Origin of the sequence: Rufibacter ruber (genome assembly GCF_001647275.1) — a bacterium.
GTDB lineage: Bacteria > Bacteroidota > Bacteroidia > Cytophagales > Hymenobacteraceae > Nibribacter > Nibribacter ruber_C.
The window spans coordinates 1-19508 of record NZ_LRMM01000036.1; the positions used below are offsets into that span (position 1 = coordinate 1).

15 protein-coding genes are annotated in these 19508 nt (G+C 52.6%); 10 read left to right on the forward strand and 5 right to left on the reverse strand.

Features of this window, described 5'->3' with window-relative positions:
• Nucleotides 1-191 precede the first annotated feature (191 nt).
• The 4 genes from A8O25_RS13900 to A8O25_RS13915 all read right to left on the reverse strand — a co-directional run bounded on the left by A8O25_RS13900 (nt 192) and on the right by A8O25_RS13915 (nt 2944).
• A complete protein-coding gene (locus A8O25_RS13900; protein WP_066835894.1) occupies nt 192-635 on the reverse strand; it encodes an Hsp20/alpha crystallin family protein in 444 nt (147 codons plus the stop codon).
• Nucleotides 636-674: 39 nt separating this feature from the next.
• Nucleotides 675-1520, reverse strand: a complete 846-nt coding sequence (locus A8O25_RS13905; RefSeq protein ID WP_066835896.1) for a universal stress protein — start codon at nt 1518-1520, stop codon at nt 675-677.
• Nucleotides 1521-1628: 108 nt separating this feature from the next.
• Nucleotides 1629-2471, reverse strand: a complete 843-nt coding sequence (locus A8O25_RS13910) for a universal stress protein (RefSeq protein WP_074987984.1) — start codon at nt 2469-2471, stop codon at nt 1629-1631.
• 59 nt (nt 2472-2530) lie between these two features.
• On the reverse strand, nt 2531-2944 hold the full coding sequence (locus A8O25_RS13915; RefSeq protein ID WP_066835899.1) for a hypothetical protein: 414 nt from the start codon (nt 2942-2944) through the stop codon (nt 2531-2533).
• A gap of 298 nt (nt 2945-3242) precedes the next feature.
• Here A8O25_RS13915 and A8O25_RS13920 point away from each other — a divergent pair, with 298 nt between their 5' ends.
• The 6 genes from A8O25_RS13920 to A8O25_RS13950 all read left to right on the forward strand — a co-directional run bounded on the left by A8O25_RS13920 (nt 3243) and on the right by A8O25_RS13950 (nt 13444).
• Entirely contained in the window at nt 3243-4781 is a 1539-nt protein-coding gene (locus tag A8O25_RS13920; RefSeq protein WP_066835900.1) for a sensor histidine kinase, read from the forward strand.
• Between the two features lie 13 nt (nt 4782-4794).
• Nucleotides 4795-5244 (forward strand): response regulator, encoded by a 450-nt coding sequence (locus A8O25_RS13925; protein WP_066835901.1) that lies wholly within the window; start codon nt 4795-4797, stop codon nt 5242-5244.
• 165 nt (nt 5245-5409) lie between these two features.
• On the forward strand, nt 5410-6642 hold the full coding sequence (locus tag A8O25_RS13930) for a hybrid sensor histidine kinase/response regulator (protein ID WP_066835908.1): 1233 nt from the start codon (nt 5410-5412) through the stop codon (nt 6640-6642).
• Entirely contained in the window at nt 6639-7706 is a 1068-nt protein-coding gene (locus tag A8O25_RS13935; RefSeq protein ID WP_066835910.1) for a response regulator, read from the forward strand. Before A8O25_RS13930 ends, A8O25_RS13935 begins: the two co-directional genes overlap by 4 nt.
• Nucleotides 7707-9415: 1709 nt before the next feature.
• Nucleotides 9416-10684: a glutamyl-tRNA reductase gene (hemA, locus tag A8O25_RS13940; protein ID WP_066835950.1), complete on the forward strand. Its 1269-nt coding sequence runs from the start codon at nt 9416-9418 to the stop codon at nt 10682-10684.
• A gap of 750 nt (nt 10685-11434) precedes the next feature.
• Nucleotides 11435-13444 carry an ATP-binding protein gene (locus A8O25_RS13950; RefSeq protein WP_082893645.1) on the forward strand — a complete coding sequence of 670 codons (2010 nt, stop codon included), beginning with the start codon at nt 11435-11437 and terminating at the stop codon, nt 13442-13444.
• 497 nt (nt 13445-13941) lie between these two features.
• Here the strand turns inward: A8O25_RS13950 and A8O25_RS13955 are convergent, their stop codons facing one another.
• Nucleotides 13942-14868, reverse strand: a complete 927-nt coding sequence (locus A8O25_RS13955) for an alpha/beta hydrolase (protein WP_066835916.1) — start codon at nt 14866-14868, stop codon at nt 13942-13944.
• A gap of 1289 nt (nt 14869-16157) precedes the next feature.
• Here A8O25_RS13955 and A8O25_RS13960 point away from each other — a divergent pair.
• From A8O25_RS13960 to A8O25_RS13975, 4 genes are all read left to right on the forward strand, one after another.
• Nucleotides 16158-16574: a hypothetical protein gene (locus tag A8O25_RS13960; RefSeq protein WP_066835921.1), complete on the forward strand. Its 417-nt coding sequence runs from the start codon at nt 16158-16160 to the stop codon at nt 16572-16574.
• A 199-nt stretch (nt 16575-16773) separates the two neighbouring features.
• The gene (locus A8O25_RS13965; RefSeq protein ID WP_066835923.1) at nt 16774-17052 is read left to right on the forward strand and encodes a hypothetical protein; all 279 of its coding nucleotides are present in this window, start codon (nt 16774-16776) and stop codon (nt 17050-17052) included.
• Nucleotides 17053-17114: 62 nt separating this feature from the next.
• Entirely contained in the window at nt 17115-18023 is a 909-nt protein-coding gene (locus A8O25_RS13970) for a YihY/virulence factor BrkB family protein (RefSeq protein WP_066835924.1), read from the forward strand.
• A gap of 116 nt (nt 18024-18139) precedes the next feature.
• A complete protein-coding gene (locus A8O25_RS13975; RefSeq protein WP_066835927.1) occupies nt 18140-19474 on the forward strand; it encodes an NAD(P)/FAD-dependent oxidoreductase in 1335 nt (444 codons plus the stop codon).
• Nucleotides 19475-19508 lie beyond the last annotated feature (34 nt).

Below are 19508 nucleotides of genomic sequence, written 5' to 3' on the forward strand. Positions count from 1 at the left end.
CGCCTAACCCCATAGAGTGGGCACTTATCTTCCAGAACTGGTTAATGAACAGCGTGGCGTAGACCGTGGCAGTAATCAGCCCCATGACCACAAAGAAGAGCTGTTTTGGGAAAAACAGCCCTAAAACGCAACGGTGAGGAATTGCAAAGTTCCTGCAATAAAAAATACAGGAAAGAGAGCGGGCCTAACCGTTAGGCAACGGCAATCTCTTTTCTGGCCAGGTCAATGGCTTCCTTCTTTTTAGGGAGGTGAAGAGACAGGATTCCTTCTTTGTACTGGGCATCTATGGCGTCTGCGTTCACAGAAGTGGGCAGTTCAAAGGAGCGGGAGAAGGAGTCATAGGTGAACTCCTGGCGGGTATAGTTTTCCTTCTCCTCTTTCTTCTCCTCCTTGCGCGCTGCTGAGACGGTTAAAACATTGTTGCTGAGTTCAACCCTGAAGTCTTTTTTCTCCATGCCCGGTACTGCCAGGGCTATCTCGTAGCTGTCGGCTTTTTCTTTGATATTGGCCGAAGGGGTCTTTTTGGGTCCGGCAAACCAGGGAGACTGCCCAAAGAATTTGTCTACCTCTACCAGGTCTGTGAGAAGGGAGCGGAAAGGGGTGAGTTCATGGGAGGTTTTAGGTAAGAGTGACATAGTTTTTATGGTTAAGGTGAAAGAATATGGGATTTGTTTTTATTTGTGATGGAGCACCAGCACGGGGAGGTAGGTGTGGGTAGATTCGCTCTGGAGATAGGTTGGGGGAAAAAGGTGTTGCCATGAGTTGACAGGCTTGAACCCAACTACCAGCATGTCAGCTTTCTGCTCCCGGCAGAACCGGCTGATCCCTTCCTCTACAAAGGGGCTGGTCTGCACATGGTAAGAAACATACTCATACTGTAACCGCCTGCCTGCGCGCTGTAACTCTTCAAAGGCAAAGGCTTGGGCTTCCCTGTCTTCTTTTGGCAGCACGTGCAGCAGTTGAAGCTCTGCCCCAAACAGGCTTGCCAGTTTTAGCAGAAAAGCAGTATCAAAGCCAGAAAGCCCCTGTAAATCTACCGCCACCACAATTCTATGAAGGGGTTTGAAGTCTGTGTTAGCAGGAATATGCAAGACGGGGCAGGTGGTGTTTCTAATAAGGGAGGCAGCCATGGAATCAACAAAAATCTCCTTCAGGCCCTGAACCGGCTCATAGCCCAGCACTAACAAGTCTGCCCGCTCTTGTTGCGTAACATGGGCAATGGTGTCAGCCGCCTTGCCATACCCTATGCGGGTCTCATAGCTGATGGGGATTCCCCAGTCAGTGTTCTCCAGGTAGGTTTGAATGGCCTTCAGCTTGCCTAAGTGACGAACCTCTTCCCCGTGCAGGCTTTCTGGGGCCGCCTCTGTGTCAATGCTGAAATCTTCATAGGCGGGAGCCGGTTCATGAATAGAGTGGAACAGGATGATGCGGGAATCTAGGCGCTGGGCTATCTCATCAGCATACCGTATGGCGTTGATGGAGCAGGCTGAGTAGTCTGTGGGGCAGATGATTGTTTGCATGGTCTTTAGGAGGTGAGGATGTTACATAGTAAAGATGGTATATTTAAGGGGCGTGCCAGATGATCTTCCGCAGTTCCAGAAATGAGAAATGTCATCTTTTGCAGAAGCTTAAAGCGTGTGGTGTACAACCAGGAGCGGGAGAAAAGTCTGGGCCGCAATCTGGCGGGTGTTGTCCTGGAGAAAAAGATGCTGCCAGAAGTTTTTGGTACGGTGGCCAATGACCACCAGGTCAGCCTTCTGCTGAAAACAGAACTGGTGAATTCCCTCTTCAATCTCCGGGTGCACCTCAAGGTGGGTAGAAACTTTGTTGTAGGGGAGCCGCTTGAGTAAAAGCCCTAGGCCGGCCTGGGCGCGTTGCCGGTCAGTAAAAGTATCTTCCTCTAAGATGTGAAGCAGCTGCAGTTCAGCGTTGAAGAGTTTGGCAATCTGGCAGACCAGGCTCAAGTCTGTAAAAGACTCACCTTTCAGGTCTGTGGCGAACACAATTCTGTTCAGGTACTTGAAGGAAGCATGTGGCGGTACCACCAGCACGGGGCAGGGCGCTTCATGAATGATTCTGGCGGTGAGGGAGTAGCCAAACACTTCCTGAAACCCCTCATGCCCAATGACCAGCAAATCTACGTGCTCTTTCCGGAGGGTGTGCACCATGGAGTCCAGCGTATGGCCGTAGCTGAGCTGGCACTCAACAGAAACCCCGCTGTTGAACGGCGACTCCCGCTGCGCCTCTGCCAGGGCCTCCAGTTTCTGCTGCTGCCCTTCCCTGTAAACCGGGTCTTGTACGGCCTCTACCAGCGGCGCGGTACCAAAAGGGGCCAGGTCCATGAGCACGGGTTCATAGATGTTGTGGTATAAGATCAACCGGGCGCCCATAGGCTGCCCCAGGGCGGCTGCGTAGCGAATGGCGTTTTCTGAACACGCTGTAAAATCTGTTGGGCATAGAATAGTCTCCATGGGTGAGGGGGTTATTTTAGATAGAACATGAAAGAAAGACTGGCTGGCCGTACCGGTACCTACAGGTACTGCTCGGCAAACTGGAACAGCTCCTGGCGGTACTGCCTGTAGTCAAGCGCAAAGGCGGCCAGTTGCTCTTTCTGCTTCTGGTGCTGCTCCCGGTATGGCTGGTCCTGGAAGGAACTGTCTTCCCTGCCAAGCTTTTGCAGGTAGTTTTCATGCAGCCTGACGTCATGTGCGAACCGGTCAAGCAGCTCTCCCTGAAAATAGGTGATGAGGTGCTGAAAATGGTCAATCTGCTTTTTGTCTTCTACAGCATGGGCCTTGGGGGCAATGCTCTCCAGTAGCTTTTGGAAGAAGCTGAACTCATTTCTCCAGAGTTCAATCTCCTGTACCCAGTTCTTGCTTTCCTGGTGCAGGTGGGAGATGCTGGTCTCCAGCAAGGCGGGTGTGGGTTGATGAACAGTTTCCATTTGTCTCTCAGGTTTTTGCGGTGAACGGTTTAGAATAGTGGTTCAAATTTTTTCAATTTATCAGCTTAAGTCAATGACAATCATCACCTTTGGAGGTGATGCCGGTCATCTGGCACTGGGGCTGTGCCCCGTGCTTCGTCTCTGTGTTTTTTAGATGGTTTTTCTAACGGTGCTGCGTTTTAGGCCTGTTTTTCTGAAAACAGGCCTAAAACGCAGCTGTCAATGCCTGTAATTGAGGAACCCGCATTGACAGATGCCGTTCAATTAGCTACTTTTAGACTGCCATTTATTTTTGCCTTTGGAACCACTACCACACCCTCAGAACCTGGATGACCAGATTCGGCTGAAAGCCATCATTGACACGGCCATTGACGGTATCATCACCATAGATGCCAGAGGTATCATTGAAACCGTGAATCCGGCGGCGGCCCGCATCTTTGGGTATTTGCCAGAGGAGGTCATTGGCCAGAACATCAGCATGCTCATGCCAGAGCCTGATAAGAGCCGGCATGACCAGTACATGGTCAACTACTATAAAACCGGCGAAGGGCAGATCATTGGCAAAGGCCGTGAGGTGGTGGGGCAGCGCAAAGACGGCTCCGTTTTTCCGTTTCTGCTGAGTATTAGTGAGGCACGGCTGAAAGACAAAGTCATTTTCACGGGCATTGTGCATGACATCTCGCAGCAGAAGAAGGCAGAGCGGGCCCAGCGGGAGAGCGAGAACAAGATTAACTCTATTATTGAGGCGGCGGTAGACGGCATTATCACCATAGACCCCCGCGGCATCATGGAAATGGTAAACCCCTCGGCGGCCAGGTTGTTTGGCTATGAAGCCCAGGAACTGCTGGGCCAGAACATCAGTATGCTCATGCCAGAGCCAGACCACAGCCGCCATGATGCCTACATGGACCACTACCACCGCACCGGCCAAAAGAAGATCATTGGCATAGGCCGTGAGGTCTCCGGCCTGAAAAAAGACGGGACGGTGTTCCCTTTATACCTGAGCATAAGCGAGGTGCAGCTGGAAGACCGCAAGGTGTACACCGGCTTTATTCATGACATCACCCACCAGAAGATGAGTGAAGAGCGGCTACGGCGCTACGCCGCCGAGCTGGAGCGCAGCAACGGGGAGCTGCAGGACTTTGCCTACGTCTCTTCGCATGACCTGCAGGAGCCGCTCAGAAAGATACAGGCGTTTGGTGACCGGCTCAAGAACAAGGAGAAAGACCACCTGAGTGCGCAGGGGCAGGACTACATAGACCGCATGCTCAATGCGGCCGTGAGAATGCAGAACCTCATCAATGACCTGCTTACCTTCTCCCGCGTCACCACCAAATCTAAACCGTTTGAGAAGGTGAACCTAGACGTGATCTTACAGGAGGTGCTGTCTGACCTGGAAATCACCATTGAGAAAACCGGCACCGTGATTGAACGCACGCCCCTGCCCGTTATTGAGGCGGAGCCCACCCAGATACGCCAGCTCTTCCAGAACCTGATCAGCAATGCCATCAAGTTCCGGAGGGAAGAGGCCACCCCGGTCATCAAAATCACCTCCCGCCTGGTGCAGCGCCGGGCGCACCTAACCTCCACCCCCGGTGATGAGCACGTGGAGATCTCTATTGAAGACAACGGCATAGGCTTTGACGAGAAGTACCTGGACCGGATTTTCAATATCTTTCAGCGGCTGGAGGGGCAGAAATATGAAGGCTCTGGCATTGGCCTGGCTATCTGCCGTAAGATAGCCACCCGCCATGGCGGTGACATCACCGCCCAAAGCAAACAAGGGGTTGGCACCAGATTTATTATTACCTTAGCCACCAAACACCTGCAAGAATAGACATTCCTGTACAATGAGCATAAAGAAAAGAACAATTGTGATCCTGATTGCCGACGATGACGCCGAAGACCGTATGTTAGTCAAAGAGGCCCTGGAGGAAAACCGGCTGACAAACGAGATTCAATTTGTAGAAAACGGCGAGGAACTGCTGGACTACCTGCACAACAAGGGGCGGTTCTCAGACAAAAACCAGTACCCTACCCCCGGCCTCATTCTCCTGGATCTGAACATGCCCAAGAAAGACGGCCGGGAAGCCCTGAAGGAAATCAAGTCTGACGAGCATCTGCGGGTGATTCCGGTGGTGGTATTGACCACGTCTAAAGCCGAAGAGGATATTCTGCGTACCTATGACCTGGGCGTAAGCTCCTTTATCACCAAACCCGTAACCTTTGCCGCCTTGGTAGACGTCATGAAGACCCTCACCAAGTATTGGTTTGAGATTGTAGAACTACCCAAACCCTAGGTTTTCCTGTTTTGAAACGGGCGGCTGGCCTGCCTGTGAAGAACGTGAAGCCAGGGTTTTTACTTTCAGTTCAGGCTGTTTTGGGACTGTTTTGGCCAAAACAGCCCTAAAACGCAACTGCCGCCCCCGTAATGGGGGGCACCTTCTCCCTTCAAATAGACCATCATGCCAGATCAAACCAGAATTCTGTTGGTAGATGATGATGAAGATGACTATATCATCACCAGAGATATCATAGAAGATATTCAGGGCCGGAGCTACCACCTGGATTGGACCTCGTCTTTCACAGAGGCGCTGGACATTATCAAAGAGCAGCGGCATGATGTCTACCTGGTTGATTTTTTTCTGGGTGCCGAAAACGGACTGAATCTGATCACCCAGGCGGTCTCTGGCGGAAGCACCGCCCCCTTTATTTTGCTCACCGGCCAAACTGACCGCGAAACCGATGAAAAAGCCATGCGCGCCGGGGCACTGGATTATCTGGTGAAGGGCACCTTCAACCCCTTTGACCTGGAACGCTCCATCCGGTACAGCATTGAGCACGCCAAAAGTCTGAACGAGATCCAGAAACTGAATTCTGAGCTGGAACAGCGGGTAGAGGAGCGCACGCAGGAGCTGGCAGAGGCTATCCATAAACTGGAGAAGACCAACAAGATCTTGTATGATGCCCAGCTGGAGATTGAGAAAGCCCTGCAGAAAGAGAAGGAGCTGAACGAACTCAAGTCCAGGTTTGTAACCACCGCCTCGCATGAGTTCAGAACACCGCTGAGCACTGTGCTGTCTTCGGCCTCTATCATTGCGCGCTATACTTCAGCAGAAGACAATGACAAACGGCTCAAGCACGTAGACCGCATCAAATCTGCGGTGCAGAACCTGACCACTATTCTCAATGACTTCCTGTCTATGAGCCGTATTGAGGAGGGCAAGGTGTACAACGTGCCCGCCCAGTTTGATCTGGTCAATTTCTCCCAGGAGGTGGTAGAAGACATGCAGGCCCTGGTGAAAGAGGGGCAGCGCATTGAGTACCGGCATGAGGGGGGGCAGCGCACGGTGGCGCTAGACAAACAGCTGTTCAAAAACATTCTGATCAACCTGCTTTCCAACGGGAGCAAGTACTCCGCTGAAGGCAAGACCATTCATTTCACAACCGCCATCTCTCCCGGCGCCGTCTCCATTACGGTGCGGGACGAAGGCATAGGAATTCCGGAGGCTGACCAGACACATTTGTTCACCCCGTTCTTCCGGGCGCACAACGCCACCAACATCCAGGGAACCGGTCTGGGGCTCAATATCGTAAAACGCTACGTAGAGGTCATGGAAGGTTCTATGGACTTCACCAGCGTCTTAGACGAAGGCACTACCTTTACCATCACGTTCCCGCAAACTGCTGAGCTATGAAAAAAATACTGCTGATTGAAGACAACCAGGAAATCAGGGAGAACACGGCTGAGATCCTCACCCTGGCCAATTATGAGGTGGTAGAGGCCGAAAACGGAAAGGTGGGCGTTGACCTGGCCCGCAAGGAGCAGCCAGACCTCATCATCTGTGACATCATGATGCCTCAGCTAGACGGCTATGGGGTGCTGCACCTGCTGAGCAAAAGCCCTGAGACCTCCAGCATTCCGTTTGTGTTCCTCACCGCCAAGTCTGAGAAAGAAGATTTCAGGAAGGGCATGAAACTGGGGGCCGATGATTACCTGATCAAGCCCTTTGATGACCTGGAGCTGCTGGATGCCGTAGAAATGCGCCTCCGGAAGAACGAGATCCTCAAAGCCGAATTCCAGAAGAACGTGGAGGGGCTTGACAACTTTATACAGGAGGCCAAAGGCTATGAAGACCTTAATAAACTTATCAGTGACGAGCGCAGAATCACCGTCTATAAGAAAAAACACAACCTCTTTCTGGAGGGCAAGTACCCCAACGCGCTGTATTTCCTGAGCAAAGGCAAGGTAAAAACCTACAAGGTGAATGAAGACGGCCGCGAGTACATTACCAACCTCTACAAAGACGGCGATTTCATTGGCTATCTGGACCTGCTGGAAGAAAACGCGTACCGCGAATCGGCCATGGCCATGGAAGACGCGGAGGTCTACCTGATACCCAAAGAAGACTTCTTCACGCTCCTGCACCAGAACCGGGACGTAGCCAACAAGTTCATCAAGATTCTCTCAGACAACCTGGCAGACCGGGAAGACCGTCTCTTAAAGTTAGCCTACAACAGCGTGCGCAAACGCGTGGCCGAGGCGCTGCTGCTGGTAGAGAAGCAGTACAAGCAGGAGGGCGTTGCCGCAGACACCACTGAGATGTCTATCTCCCGTGATGATTTGGCCAGTATTGTAGGGGCCTCCAAAGAAACGGTGATCCGCACGCTGGCTGATTTCAAAGACGAGAAACTGATTGACACCCGCGGCAGCAAGATCTTTATCCTGAATTCGCAGAAGCTCGCAAAAATGAGAAATTAAGGTCTGGGGTTGTCCCTTTTGTGATAGAGATGTTTTTGGCTTGTTTTTCAGAAAACAGGCCGAAAACAGCTTTTTTACTTCTTTAGAGGAGTAGAAGCGGTCTAGCGTTTTTAATTCAGGTAATGGCACATGCGTGTGCTGGTGCCTTTAGTTTAAGTGAACCCCTGTTTCCGGGCTGTTTTTTGGAAAGTAGCCCCAAAACGTAGGCACACGCTCACGCCCCTTGCCAAGGTCCGTCACGGTCCATCACTAAAGAAAAGGAAACAGCTTCGTAGTTGAAGGCCTTCTCATGGACCTCCTGTTGGGCATATTCTGCAGACGTTTTTGACTCAGCCACTTGTTTTGTTTCAGCGTTGTTGGTGGTGCATGCGCAGTTGGTGGTAGATTTTTTCTGCTGATGTCAAAGGAATACATGGTCTGCGGTTCTTCTTAACAGTGAAAAGCCTGTCCTCCCCCTGGCTGAACCGCAATTGGAAGTGCCTCATAGGCTGCACTGTTCCTTTGCTGCTGGAATGCGTAGACCGCTGTTCCCTTGGCTGGGCTGTTGGATGCAGTGGTGTTGTTCTAGGAATGCGTGGTCTGCTGTTCCCTAGGCTGTGCCGCTTGCTGCAGTGCTGTTATTTTAGGAATGCGTGGTCTGCTGTTTCCCTGGCTGGGCTGTTTGCTCCGGAGCGAAATCCCATTGCTGTTTCATCTTTTCCGGTAAGCGCTCACGGCCGCGGGGCCCCGTCCTGGCGGTGAGCACTGCTGTTAAAACTAGGCCCTCCGGCCTTGCCGCCGGAGCGGCACCGTATTAACAGAGGCGCTCACCCCCAGGACTGGTTGCTGTTCCTCTCCTGTAAATGCTTGTGCTATTAGATCTGCCTCTGCAGGTAACTATTGCTAATCCGCTAGCCTGAGGCGAGCCCGTGCTGCGCACATCAGCCAGGGGCAGAAGTGCTAATTTAACAGAGGTGCCACTGGCAGAAGTGTTGATTGTTCATTGTTGTTTGTTTGCCGCTTTCTCTGGTTCAAGTTTCCAACTTGGACCTATGGTGGCGGAAGCTTTAAGCTTACATGGGGCGGCAGCCTCACACTACCTCTGCCCTCTATGGCTCCCTCTTCTGCCCCTCTATGGCGCGGAAGTTACTTCCGTGCCTACTAACTCCAGCTGATACTCCCGCGCTGGCACGGGTCCCCAGAATCGTGCCTACAGCTGACGGCCGGTCTCTGGCTGCCCTCGCGGCGCGGCAGCGAAACCAGGCATTGCTACTTCATCCATGCAGAATTGCCTAGGGGAAAAAGAAAGGACTCAGCACTCAGGACTCAAGACTCAGAACTCACTTCAATACTCCCCCTTTGAAGGGGGCGAAGGGGGAGGTTGACACAGGAGGACACGCATTGCTGAGGTACGGTCACCCGTCACTTGTCCTACGCATTGCAGATGTTCCCCTCCAAGGAGGGGTAGGGGTAGGTTCAAATGCGGCTGCCCCCACAGTACCAACTGCTCCAATGACCTGAAAGTGCGCGCAGAACTGCGCCAATATCAGTAATTCAACGTGATAATAGTTGTGCTACCGGGCTGTTTTAGGCCTGTTTTTCTGAAAACAGGCCTAAAACAGAAATCCCTCTGCCCTCAAATACTGATGAACCTCTTCCTGTAAAATGACGAGCATCATATTTAGGGGACTGGTTTCTGCTGAAATTTGCATTAGAAATTGACCCAGAAAATGCAGACTTCCTTCAAAGCCCTTACGCTCTCTTACAAGCAAGCCCCCATTGCCGTGCGGGAAGCCGTTTCTTTAAATGAGATTGGCTGCCGTAACCTGCTGGACAAAATCAAGGAATTTACCCTGGCGCAAGAGGTGCTGGTGCTTTCTACCTGTAACCGCACAGAGGTGTATTACGCTGCCTCAGAAGATTACTCGCAGGAGATCATCAAGTTGATAGCCATGGAAAAAGGCTTTATCTCAACCAGCGACGTGAAACCGTACTTTCTGCACATTGACCAGCCTGAGGCGGCGGTGCAGCATCTGTTTCAGGTGGCGCTGGGGCTGGAGTCACAGGTGGTGGGAGATATGCAGATCATGAACCAGGTGAAGAACGCCTACCAGTGGGCGGCAGATGCCGGATTGTCGGGTCCGTACCTGCACCGCCTGCTGCACACCATCTTCTTTACAAACAAACGGGTAGTAAATGAAACCGCTTTCAAAGACGGGGCGGCTTCTGTCTCTTATGCCACCGTTGAACTGGTAGAGGAGCTGACCCGGCATCTGGAGAACCCCAGAGTGCTGATGCTGGGGGTTGGGGAGATAGGCGCCAACGTGGCAGATAATTTCCAGAAATCTACCATCCAGAACCTGACCATTGCCAACCGTACGCACCACAAAGCGGTTGAACTGGCCAAGCAGTGCAACGCCCGCGCCATCTACTGGGAAAAAGTGTGGGAAGAGATGCGGCAGGCAGACGTGGTGATTTCCTCGGTACCGGGTGATTGCTTTTTTATCAGTGCTGAGCAGGTGGCACAGATGGGGGAGAAGGCACCCGCCTTTTTCTTAGACCTCTCTATGCCCCGCAGTGTTGATGGCAACCTCAATGAACTGGCAAACACCGCCGTGTACAACATTGACAACATCAAAAACCGCGCTACTGAAGCCCTGGAAAAGCGGTTGGCAGCCATTCCCGCGGCCAAAGCCATTATTGCCGATGAAATGGCCAATTTCCAAACCTGGACCCGTGAAATGCAGATGTCGCCGGCGTTGCAGCAGTTCAAGAACCGGCTGGAGGAGATCCGGCAGCGGGAAGTGGCCCGGTTTGTCAAACAGCTGGGAGACGGGGAGAAGGAACTGGTGGAGACCATCACCAAAAATATCCTGAACAAAATTGTAAAGATGCCGGCCCTGGAGCTAAAAGCCGCATGCCAGCGCGGAGAATCAGAAGCCATGCTGGAGGGGTTGAGCGCCCTGTTCCGGTTAGAGCAGGAGCCACAGCTGGCCTAACGGGGCCGCAAGAATGGGCAAACTTTTGGGGTGGTCTGCCCGGCTGGTTGAAGGAGGAGTTGTTCCTGAACTTCCTGGATAGGAACGCCCCCGGTACCAAGCTTTTCCATATTCCTGTTAATCGCCTTCCCTGGTTTGCTGAGAACGAACGTCTGATGAGCCCCAACACCTTGGGCTGGTTGCTCCTGCCTGCAGCCAATCTGATGAAAAATGGGCCAGTCTCACCCTTTACTTTCTCCTTCGTCTCTATTACCAATTCGTTTATCAGTTAGAACGCCGCTTCTGTGGCAACCTCCTTCAGCAAAGATTGGTTAAGTACATTTTACTTACATACTGGGCAGAATTGTGTTGCGTTAGTTGAACCCCTATAGGCACCGTTTTACAGGATAACTTCCGGGGTAGGGGAAATACCTGATGAAGCGGCTCCTGTACCGCTTATCATAGGTTACAAGGCGAATAAACTTACGGTGACAGCCTGCAAATGTGGTGCAACCGCCGCAGGAAAATAAAAGCTACCAATTGATTCTCAGCTGTTTTCGCGTTTGTTGAAAGAACAGGCCGAAAACAGGCTGGTAAAATTCTACTTTCGCTGACTAGTTAAACGGCTATGGGTACCAGTAATTAAGGGAAAAGTAGAATTATTGTCACGGTCACGGAATGTTTTCTACCGTGAGAATGTCTACTTTACAATTAAAATGAAATTGTGAAGGCTTTCTGCTGGGTAGGTGGTCTTGCCGGTAAGCTGCGGGTATGAGAAAACTTCTATTCCTTTTCTTTTGGTTGCCTCTGTTGGTGCTGGCGCAGACTACCCCGGTAGACAGTTTGAAATTTGCCCTTCGGCAGGCGGCCACAGATTCTGCGCGCGTAAAGATTCTCTGTGAGCTGAGTAAACAAGCCTCCCTCTCTGATGTACAACAGGCCATTGCCTATGCCCGGCAGGCAGAACAGGTAGCCACCCGTGCCCATGATGCCAGAGGCAGAGCCGCCGCTCTGAACCAACTGGGGGCGGGGCATGTGATCCTGGGCGAGAATGACAAGGCCTTTACTTATTATTTTGCGGCCCTCAAAGTGGCTGAACAGGCCGGCGATACCGCCAACATGATCACCACCTATAATATTCTTGGCGTGCTCAGCCAGAAGATCAAAGATGACAAACGGGCACTAGGCTATTATCACAAAGCCGAAGCCCTTGCCCTTCAAGTGCAGAACCTGCTGGCCTTGAGCAAAGTGTACAACAACCTGGGGAGCATGTACAGTGACCAGAAAGCGTTTGCGCAGGCGCTTCCCTACTATGAGAAATCTGCCCGGCTGCTGGAACAGTTCCCGGAGCGTAAAGTACTGGCGGTGGTTCTCCAGAATATTGGCAATACCCTTACGGCCTTACACCAACCCCAAAAAGCACTTCCTTTCTTGAACAGGGCCTTGGCAATTGACCAGGACCTGGGCAATAGAATGAATGAGACTGTTACGTTGGCCGCTCTGTCACAAGCCTACCAGGAACAGGGAGACCGTAACAAAGCATTGGCCTATGCCCGGCAAAGCTTTTCTGTGGCCCAGGAAACCAAGTCTGGCAAGAAAATAGTAGCCGCTGCCAAATTACTCCAGGATCTGTACGCGCTCCAGAAGAACTTTGAGCAGGCGTATAAGTACCAGACGGTGGCCCTGGAGCACATGGAGAAGCTTGACGCAGAGGCCCAGTCTAAAAACGCTTCCCAGATTATTGCCCGCTATGAGAGCGAGAAACATGAGCTGGAAGACCAGAAGCTCAAGGCTGAGAAAGAGCGCCAAGACCAATCTTTGCGTTACCAGAGAGGGGCACTGCTGGCGGGGGGGGTAATGCTGTCCTTAATGATGTTGTTGTTGTCAGTCTCTCTCTTTTTCAGGAGACGTTTGATCAAGGCTTATAAACAGCTGAAGGGCGTGCATGAGCAGGTCCAGAAACAGAACAGGGAGATACGCCAGCATCAGGAGGAAATCCTGCAGCAGTCAGCGGTTCTGCAGACCCAGAATGAGCTTCTGGCCAAAACCAGTAACTTTAAAAGCAAGATCTTCTCAATTGTTTCACATGATCTGCGCTCACCGTTTACCACCCTGAAAGGTATATTGGCGCTCACCCAGGTCCATAATATGTCTGCGGAGGAACTGCAGCGTATTCTTGAGCTTCTCGCCAAAGACGTAGACACCGTAGAAGACATGTTGAACAACTTGCTGGTTTGGTCTAAAAGCCAGTTAGAGGAAGCCGTGGTGCATGTACAGCCGCTGCCGCTGCCACAGGTGTTAGATGAGACCCTGGAAGTGGTACAGTATGCAGCTGCCCAAAAGCAGATAACGCTTCTCAACCTGGTCCCTGAAGAGACCGTGGTACTCGCTGATAGGGAGCGTATGGCTTTTGTGCTGAGGAACCTGCTCATGAATGCCATCAAGTTCTCATTTGAAGGCCGGGAAGTGCAGGTGAAGGCCCACGTGCAGGACCAACTGGTAACGGTGTCAGTTATTGATTTCGGGAAGGGGATAGCCGCCAAGCATTTGCACAAGCTGTTCTCAGAAGACCGCTTCACCACCTTGGGTACCTCCAATGAAGTAGGGACAGGGCTGGGGCTGATGCTCTGCAAAGAGCTGTTAGACGCCATGGGCGGAACAATCACTGTTACCAGCGAAGAAGGCAAAGGAAGCATCTTCTCCGTTACGTTACCCCAGGCCGAAGCAGTACCTGGTTGGTCAGCCAAAATGCGATCTCCAGAGTTACAGGCTTCCCATTAACACTGGGTAGAACAGCTTTTCCTTCCCTGCCGTGGAACTCCTGCGGGCGGGACCATGCGCTGTGGTGGTTTTGACCCATCCGCATGTGACGGCGGGTGCCTTCACATACTTTTTCACAGACGTAAGAAGCAGCTAGGCTCTCTGCCTCCAGCTGAAAGTGTCCTTTCTTTCCTCTTATAGGAGACCTCTTTTCTGTTTTGGGGCTGTTTTTGAAAAAACAGCCCCAAAACAGAAAAGCCCTCGCACCTGGAACAGAAGGTGCGAGGGCTTTAGAAGATATCTGAAAAGCTGAATCACCCAATGGTGACATTTTATCTGCCAACCTCCTTTTTTTAACCGGCCAGGCTCTTAAGACTACTTTCTTCGCATAACAGCAAATAAATAGTATAAGGGTGAAGACCACTTTTAGACGGTGATTTTTGACACCGTTAAACAGGCTCAACTACCGGTTCTTGTTCTCGTGACCGCCTGGTCAGTTAGAGCGGGCAAAATCTTGGTTATTCGCAAAAGGAGTAGGCGTTGGGGCGGTCGCCTTTTTTGCCAGTTGAGACTATCACGTGCTCCTGGGTTTTGCTGCCAGCCATCACATCATCTAAGAATTTCACCAGCACCTGCTGGTTTTTACCAAAGAGTTCGCCGCTATAGGCGTGGGTGCCGCCGCAGTAGGTGATGAGACGCGTGTTCCCATGCAGGTGCACCAGGTGCTGGTAAATAGAGAGTGAACCAAACAACATGAACCAGTTTGAGGAATTAGTGGGGCAGCTGTGGTGGGCGGCCGTCCCGTATGGCACCGTTGTGTCAGCACTTCCGTGGAAAAGCAACACCGGAATCTTGTTCTCAGGAGTAATAAGGTTCAGGTCCATGAGCGCCCCGGCCCCCGAGATAACGCCTTTGTAGCGGAAGTTGGCGGGCAGTGACACCTGCGGGTAAAGGTTCATGCGCTTGTAGTCCCAGAAGGCGGCGTGCAAGGCGGCCTCTGCCCCGGCGCTGCTGCCAGACACAAAGATAGCGGCCGGGTCAAGGTTATACTTTTCTGTGTTCTTCAGGAAGTAGGCCGTAGCTAACCACAGACCATTGGCCGCGTGCTGAAAGGCCTTGATCTTCTCGGCCAGCTGTCCGTTACAGCCAAAGTTTTTATTTTTAGCAAACAGCGTGTAGGTGATAGTGGCGGCGGCGTAACCTTTATCAGCCAGATAGGAGCAGAACCCGTGCCCGCTCTTGCGGTCTCCGCCCGAAAAGCCGCCGCCGTGCTCAAACAACACCAACGGCAGCTTCCCGTTGCCGGGCTTGGCGGGCAGAAACAAATCCAGCTCCAATTTCAGGGTGTCGTTCTGGAAGTAGGTGAGCGTGGTGAATTTTTGGGATTGGGCGAAAGATGCCAGGTGACATAGGAGAAACGCGAGCAGCAGAAGTGCTTTTTTCATGGGTGTTGCAATGGGTTACGTAAGTGAAAAATAATCTGCCGCTATGGCCACAGACCGGGTAAGATAGGAAAAATCCTTTTATCTGGTTTTGATTTGGCACTACTGCCTGTGGTCTACCTTTCTGTGGGCTGGTAGAAAAGGCGAGAGCTTGGGAGAGGTGTGGGTGGTTTTTTCTATTGTGAACGGCAGTTCATGGTCAGCTGGAATGCGTAGTTGACTGTTCCCTTAACTATTCCCTTGGGTATTCCCTTGGCTGTTTCCATTGGCTGTTCCGTTTGCTCCGGTACTAAATCCCATTGCTATTGCATTGCCTCTGCTAAGCGCTCACGGCCGCGGGGCCCCGTCCTGCCGGTTCGCACTGCTGTTAAAACTACGCCTTCGGCACCGTAGTCACAGAGGCGCTCACCGCCAGGACTGGTTGCTGTTCCTCTCCTGATCAGCCTTATTTTCTCTCTCTACCTCTGTAGGTAACCACTGCTGATCCGCTAGCCTGTGGTGAGCCCTTGCTGCGCACATCAGCCAGGGGCAAAAGTGTTTCAGGAGGAGAAGCAAAGGCAGAAATGAGAAGCAAAAGCAGAAGTGATAAATCAAGGCACTGGTTCAAGCTGGTGACCTGGTCCCTCCCTTACGGAGGTTACGGAATGCCACGGCCGCGGTCTCACCTCTCTTCTGCCCTCTGTGGCGCAGAAGTTTGTTCCGGGTCTTGCTGTTTTCCTGTTGGGAGTAAACGACGGAGCTGTAGGCCAACCCAGAGGTATAGATGAGATGGACTGCGGTATATAAAGGACGGGGTACTTGCGGCTATTACGGTAATTGCTTGATAACTACTGAATTTGCTGCTGTGCCGGAATCATACTGCACCAGCGGTGTTCACTGGGAAAGCATTTGTAGTCATTGTGTTATGAAGAAAAAAATACCGCTGAACGCAGTCCTCCAGACCATAGAAAATGCAGATTTAGCCGCGTGCACAGATGCCGTGGAATTCATCAACAGCTGGACTTTTACCAGTACACGCAAGAAGAACTCAAGTGCATTAGTGACACGTTGAGCACTAGGCTGAGCCTTTTGCTACGGCTGGAGATCAGGACTGTCCTTCCCGCCTAACGGTTCAGTCTATGATTTGCTCTGCCTGATTTTTCAAAAACAGGCCAGAAACGCAAATAGGAGAAACTGTCCGGGCAAAACTTGCGGCGGCAGGAACAAAGGTGGTAGGGCCTCGTACAGAAGAGGGAAAGAAAGAGCTGGCAGTCCCCGTGACGGCCTTTGTTGTACCTTAACTGCAAGAATTCATGAACAACTGGCAACCAATTTCCAGACCCCTGCACGGCATAGCCGATGTAGCGTATATCCCTGCCGTAGCCTCTGCCCCGGAGACCGTAGGCTTCACCGAGGAAGAAACCGCCACCACCCTCTGCCGGGCCATTAGCGGCGGTACGTTGGTGTCTGCCCTGGTGACCCGCGCCGAATGGGGTGCGGTGAAGGTGATGCCGTACAAGGCACACCTGGCCATTGACTTCGCCACCAGCCTGTTCTCCCTGGCAGCGCCGTGGCTGTTCGGGTTCGCTAAAAATGAGAAGGCGCGCAATACATTTTTGGCCATGGGCCTGACCGGACTGGTGGTGGGCGCGCTGTCCCGCCCAGAGGAGATGGATCCCGACAAAGTACAGAAACTGCAGCGCAGAGCCAATAACCTGCCAGCATTGTAAACAGCCGTACCTCTGCGTTGGCAGAAGTGAGGGAACTCCTGTTTTCGGCCTGTTTTACAGAAAACAGACCGAAAACAGGAGTTTCTGTTTCGGCTGAAAGCCAGGGGGAAAAGTTGGTGCAGGCCCGGTGAAAAGGGGGGAGCAGGAACAAGTGTGCAATAGGAGCCGTAAGAACCTTAGAAACCTACTAATTCAGTGTATGACTGCTTCAACCTTTTCAAGATTCACCCGCTTTACCCTGTTCCTTGTTTTTCCATTCATGATGAGTTGCTCTGTGTTTTCCGGCAGCGGCTATTCCAGTGACCCCATTGTGGCGGCGCAGCAGCGCAAAATAGATGAACTGGAGAAGGAGGTGGACCAGGCCGAGCGGGCGGTAGACGAGGCTGAGCAGCGGGAGAAGGCTGCCAAAAGCAGGTTGCGCGCCGCCAAAGATGAACTGAAAGTCATTCAGACCGAAGCCAAAAAACGCAACGGGTAAGCCGCAAAGCAATTGTAAAGACCTGTTCTCTGAGGGGAATACCCTGTTGACCATCGCACCCTATGGCTACCAACTGGAAGTACACCTGGAAACTCACCAAACTCACCTTCAAGGAATTCACAGATGACCGGCCGCTAGACTACGCGGCCATCATTGGCTTCTACACCATTTTCTCGTTGCCGGCTGTGCTCATCATCATGATCAGGATTGCCGGCTCAGTGTTTGGGCAAGATGCGGTGAAGGGGCAGGTAGTGCAGCAGATCAGCGGTCTGGTGGGGCGTGACAGTGCAGAGCAGATCCAGAACATCATCCAGAACGCCAGTCTTTCCCCGGCCAGTACGGTGGGCACCATTGTGGGCGTCTGCACCATGATCTTTACCGCCACCACCGTCTTTGTGGCCATACAGGATGCCCTGAACGCCATGTGGGAGGTGAAGGCCAAACCGGAGAAGGCCTGGCTTAACCTCATTGTGAGCCGGGTGCTGTCGCTGGCCATGGTGGTGAGTATGGGCTTTCTGCTGCTGGTGTCCCTCTCGGTAGAGATTATTCTGGGGGTGATCAATGACTTTCTGCGGGAGCAGCTGTCGGGCGGGGCGGTGTACCTGATCAATGCGGGCAATCTGGTGGTTTCAGTGTTGATCAGCATTCTCATCTTCGCCGCCATTTTCAAAGTGCTGCCAGATGCCAAGATCAGGTGGAAGAATGTATGGGTGGGGGCCACCGTCACGGCCATTCTCTTTGTGGCGGGCAAGTTTTTGCTCAACATCTACCTGCAGCATGAACCGCTGGCCGATACGTACGGTGCGGCCGGCTCTGTGGTGCTCCTGCTGGTGTGGGTGTACTATGCCTCAGTGGTATTCCTGTTGGGCGCCGAGTTCACCCAGGTTTACTCGCGGGAGCATGACCAGGGTGTCAAGGCCTCTGACCACGCCGTAAAGGTGGAGCAGCATGAGGTGGAGAAGGAGGAGTAATATGAAAGCGTTTTTGGCCTGTTTTCTGAAAAACACCAAAAACGGGTTTCAAAACCAACTTTCAATAACCCACTGCCCGCGAGCGGGTAAAACAGGGTGGGACCAACCAGACACGTATGGCAAACTACGCACGCATCAAGAGTACAGGCAAACCCAAGGTGGTGGTGATTGGCGGCGGCTTTGGAGGGCTGGAGCTGGTGAAAGCGCTCAGCACCGCCCAGGTGCAGGTGATCCTGATTGACAAGCAGAACTACCACACGTTTCAGCCGCTCATGTACCAGGTGGCCACTTCAGGCGTGGAGGCAGATTCTATCATTCACCCGTTCCGGAAGGTGTTTGAGAAGCAGGAGAATTTCTTTTTCCGGCTGGCCGAAGTGGAGCGCGTGGACACGGAGCAGCAGTTGGTGGAGACCAGCATTGGGCTGGTGCGGTATGATTATCTGGTCATTGCCACGGGTGCCACCACCAATTATTTTGGCGATGCGCAGATGGAGCAGAACGCCATCTCCATGAAAAGTGTGACAGATGCCATTACCCTGCGCAACACCATTCTCTGCAACTTTGAGAACGCCCTGCAGCTAGATGACCCTGCCCAGCTCAACAGCCTCATGGACTACGTGATTGTGGGCGGCGGACCTACGGGCGTGGAATTGGCGGGGGCGCTAAGTGAGCTTAAGTTGCACGTTTTCCCTAAAGATTACCCGGAGCTGGACTTCCAGAGCATGGACATCCACCTGATCCAGAGTGGGGGTGAATTGCTCAAAGGTATGTCGCCGGAGGCGTCACAGAAGTCACTGGAGTTTCTGGAGAAGATGGGCGTGCAGGTGCTGTTGAACCGGCGGGTGAAAAGCTATGACGGCCACACCGTGACCCTTACTTCCGGCGAAACCCTTACCACCCGCAACCTCATCTGGGCCGCCGGCGTGACGGGGAACCCGGTCAACGGCCTCAAGCCCGAAAGCCTCCTGCGCGGCAACCGCCTGCAGGTAGATGAGTACAACCGCGTGGCGGGCTATGACAACGTCTTCGCCATTGGCGATATTGCCGCCATGGTCACCCCAGAGTATCCGCATGGCCACCCCATGCTGGCGCAGCCTGCTATGCAGCAGGGGAAGCTGCTGGGGAAAAACCTGCCGCGCTTAATGGCGGGGCAGCCGCTGGAGCCGTTCCAATACCATGACCAGGGCACCATGGCCACCATTGGCCGCAACAAAGCCGTAGCAGATCTGAAACTGCTTGGCAAGGAGATCAAGACCCAAGGCTTTCTGGCGTGGCTCATCTGGATGTTCATTCACCTTATCTCTCTTGTGGGCTTCAGAAACCGGTTGATGGTCATGAGTAACTGGTTCTGGAACTACTTCACCTATGACTCGGGCAACCGCCTGATTATTGGGAACAAGCAGGAGAATATTCCCATCAAGGAAACCATCACGCACAAGACGGTGCTGTGACGTTAGCTTCGGTTTTTGGCCTGATTTCAGAAAA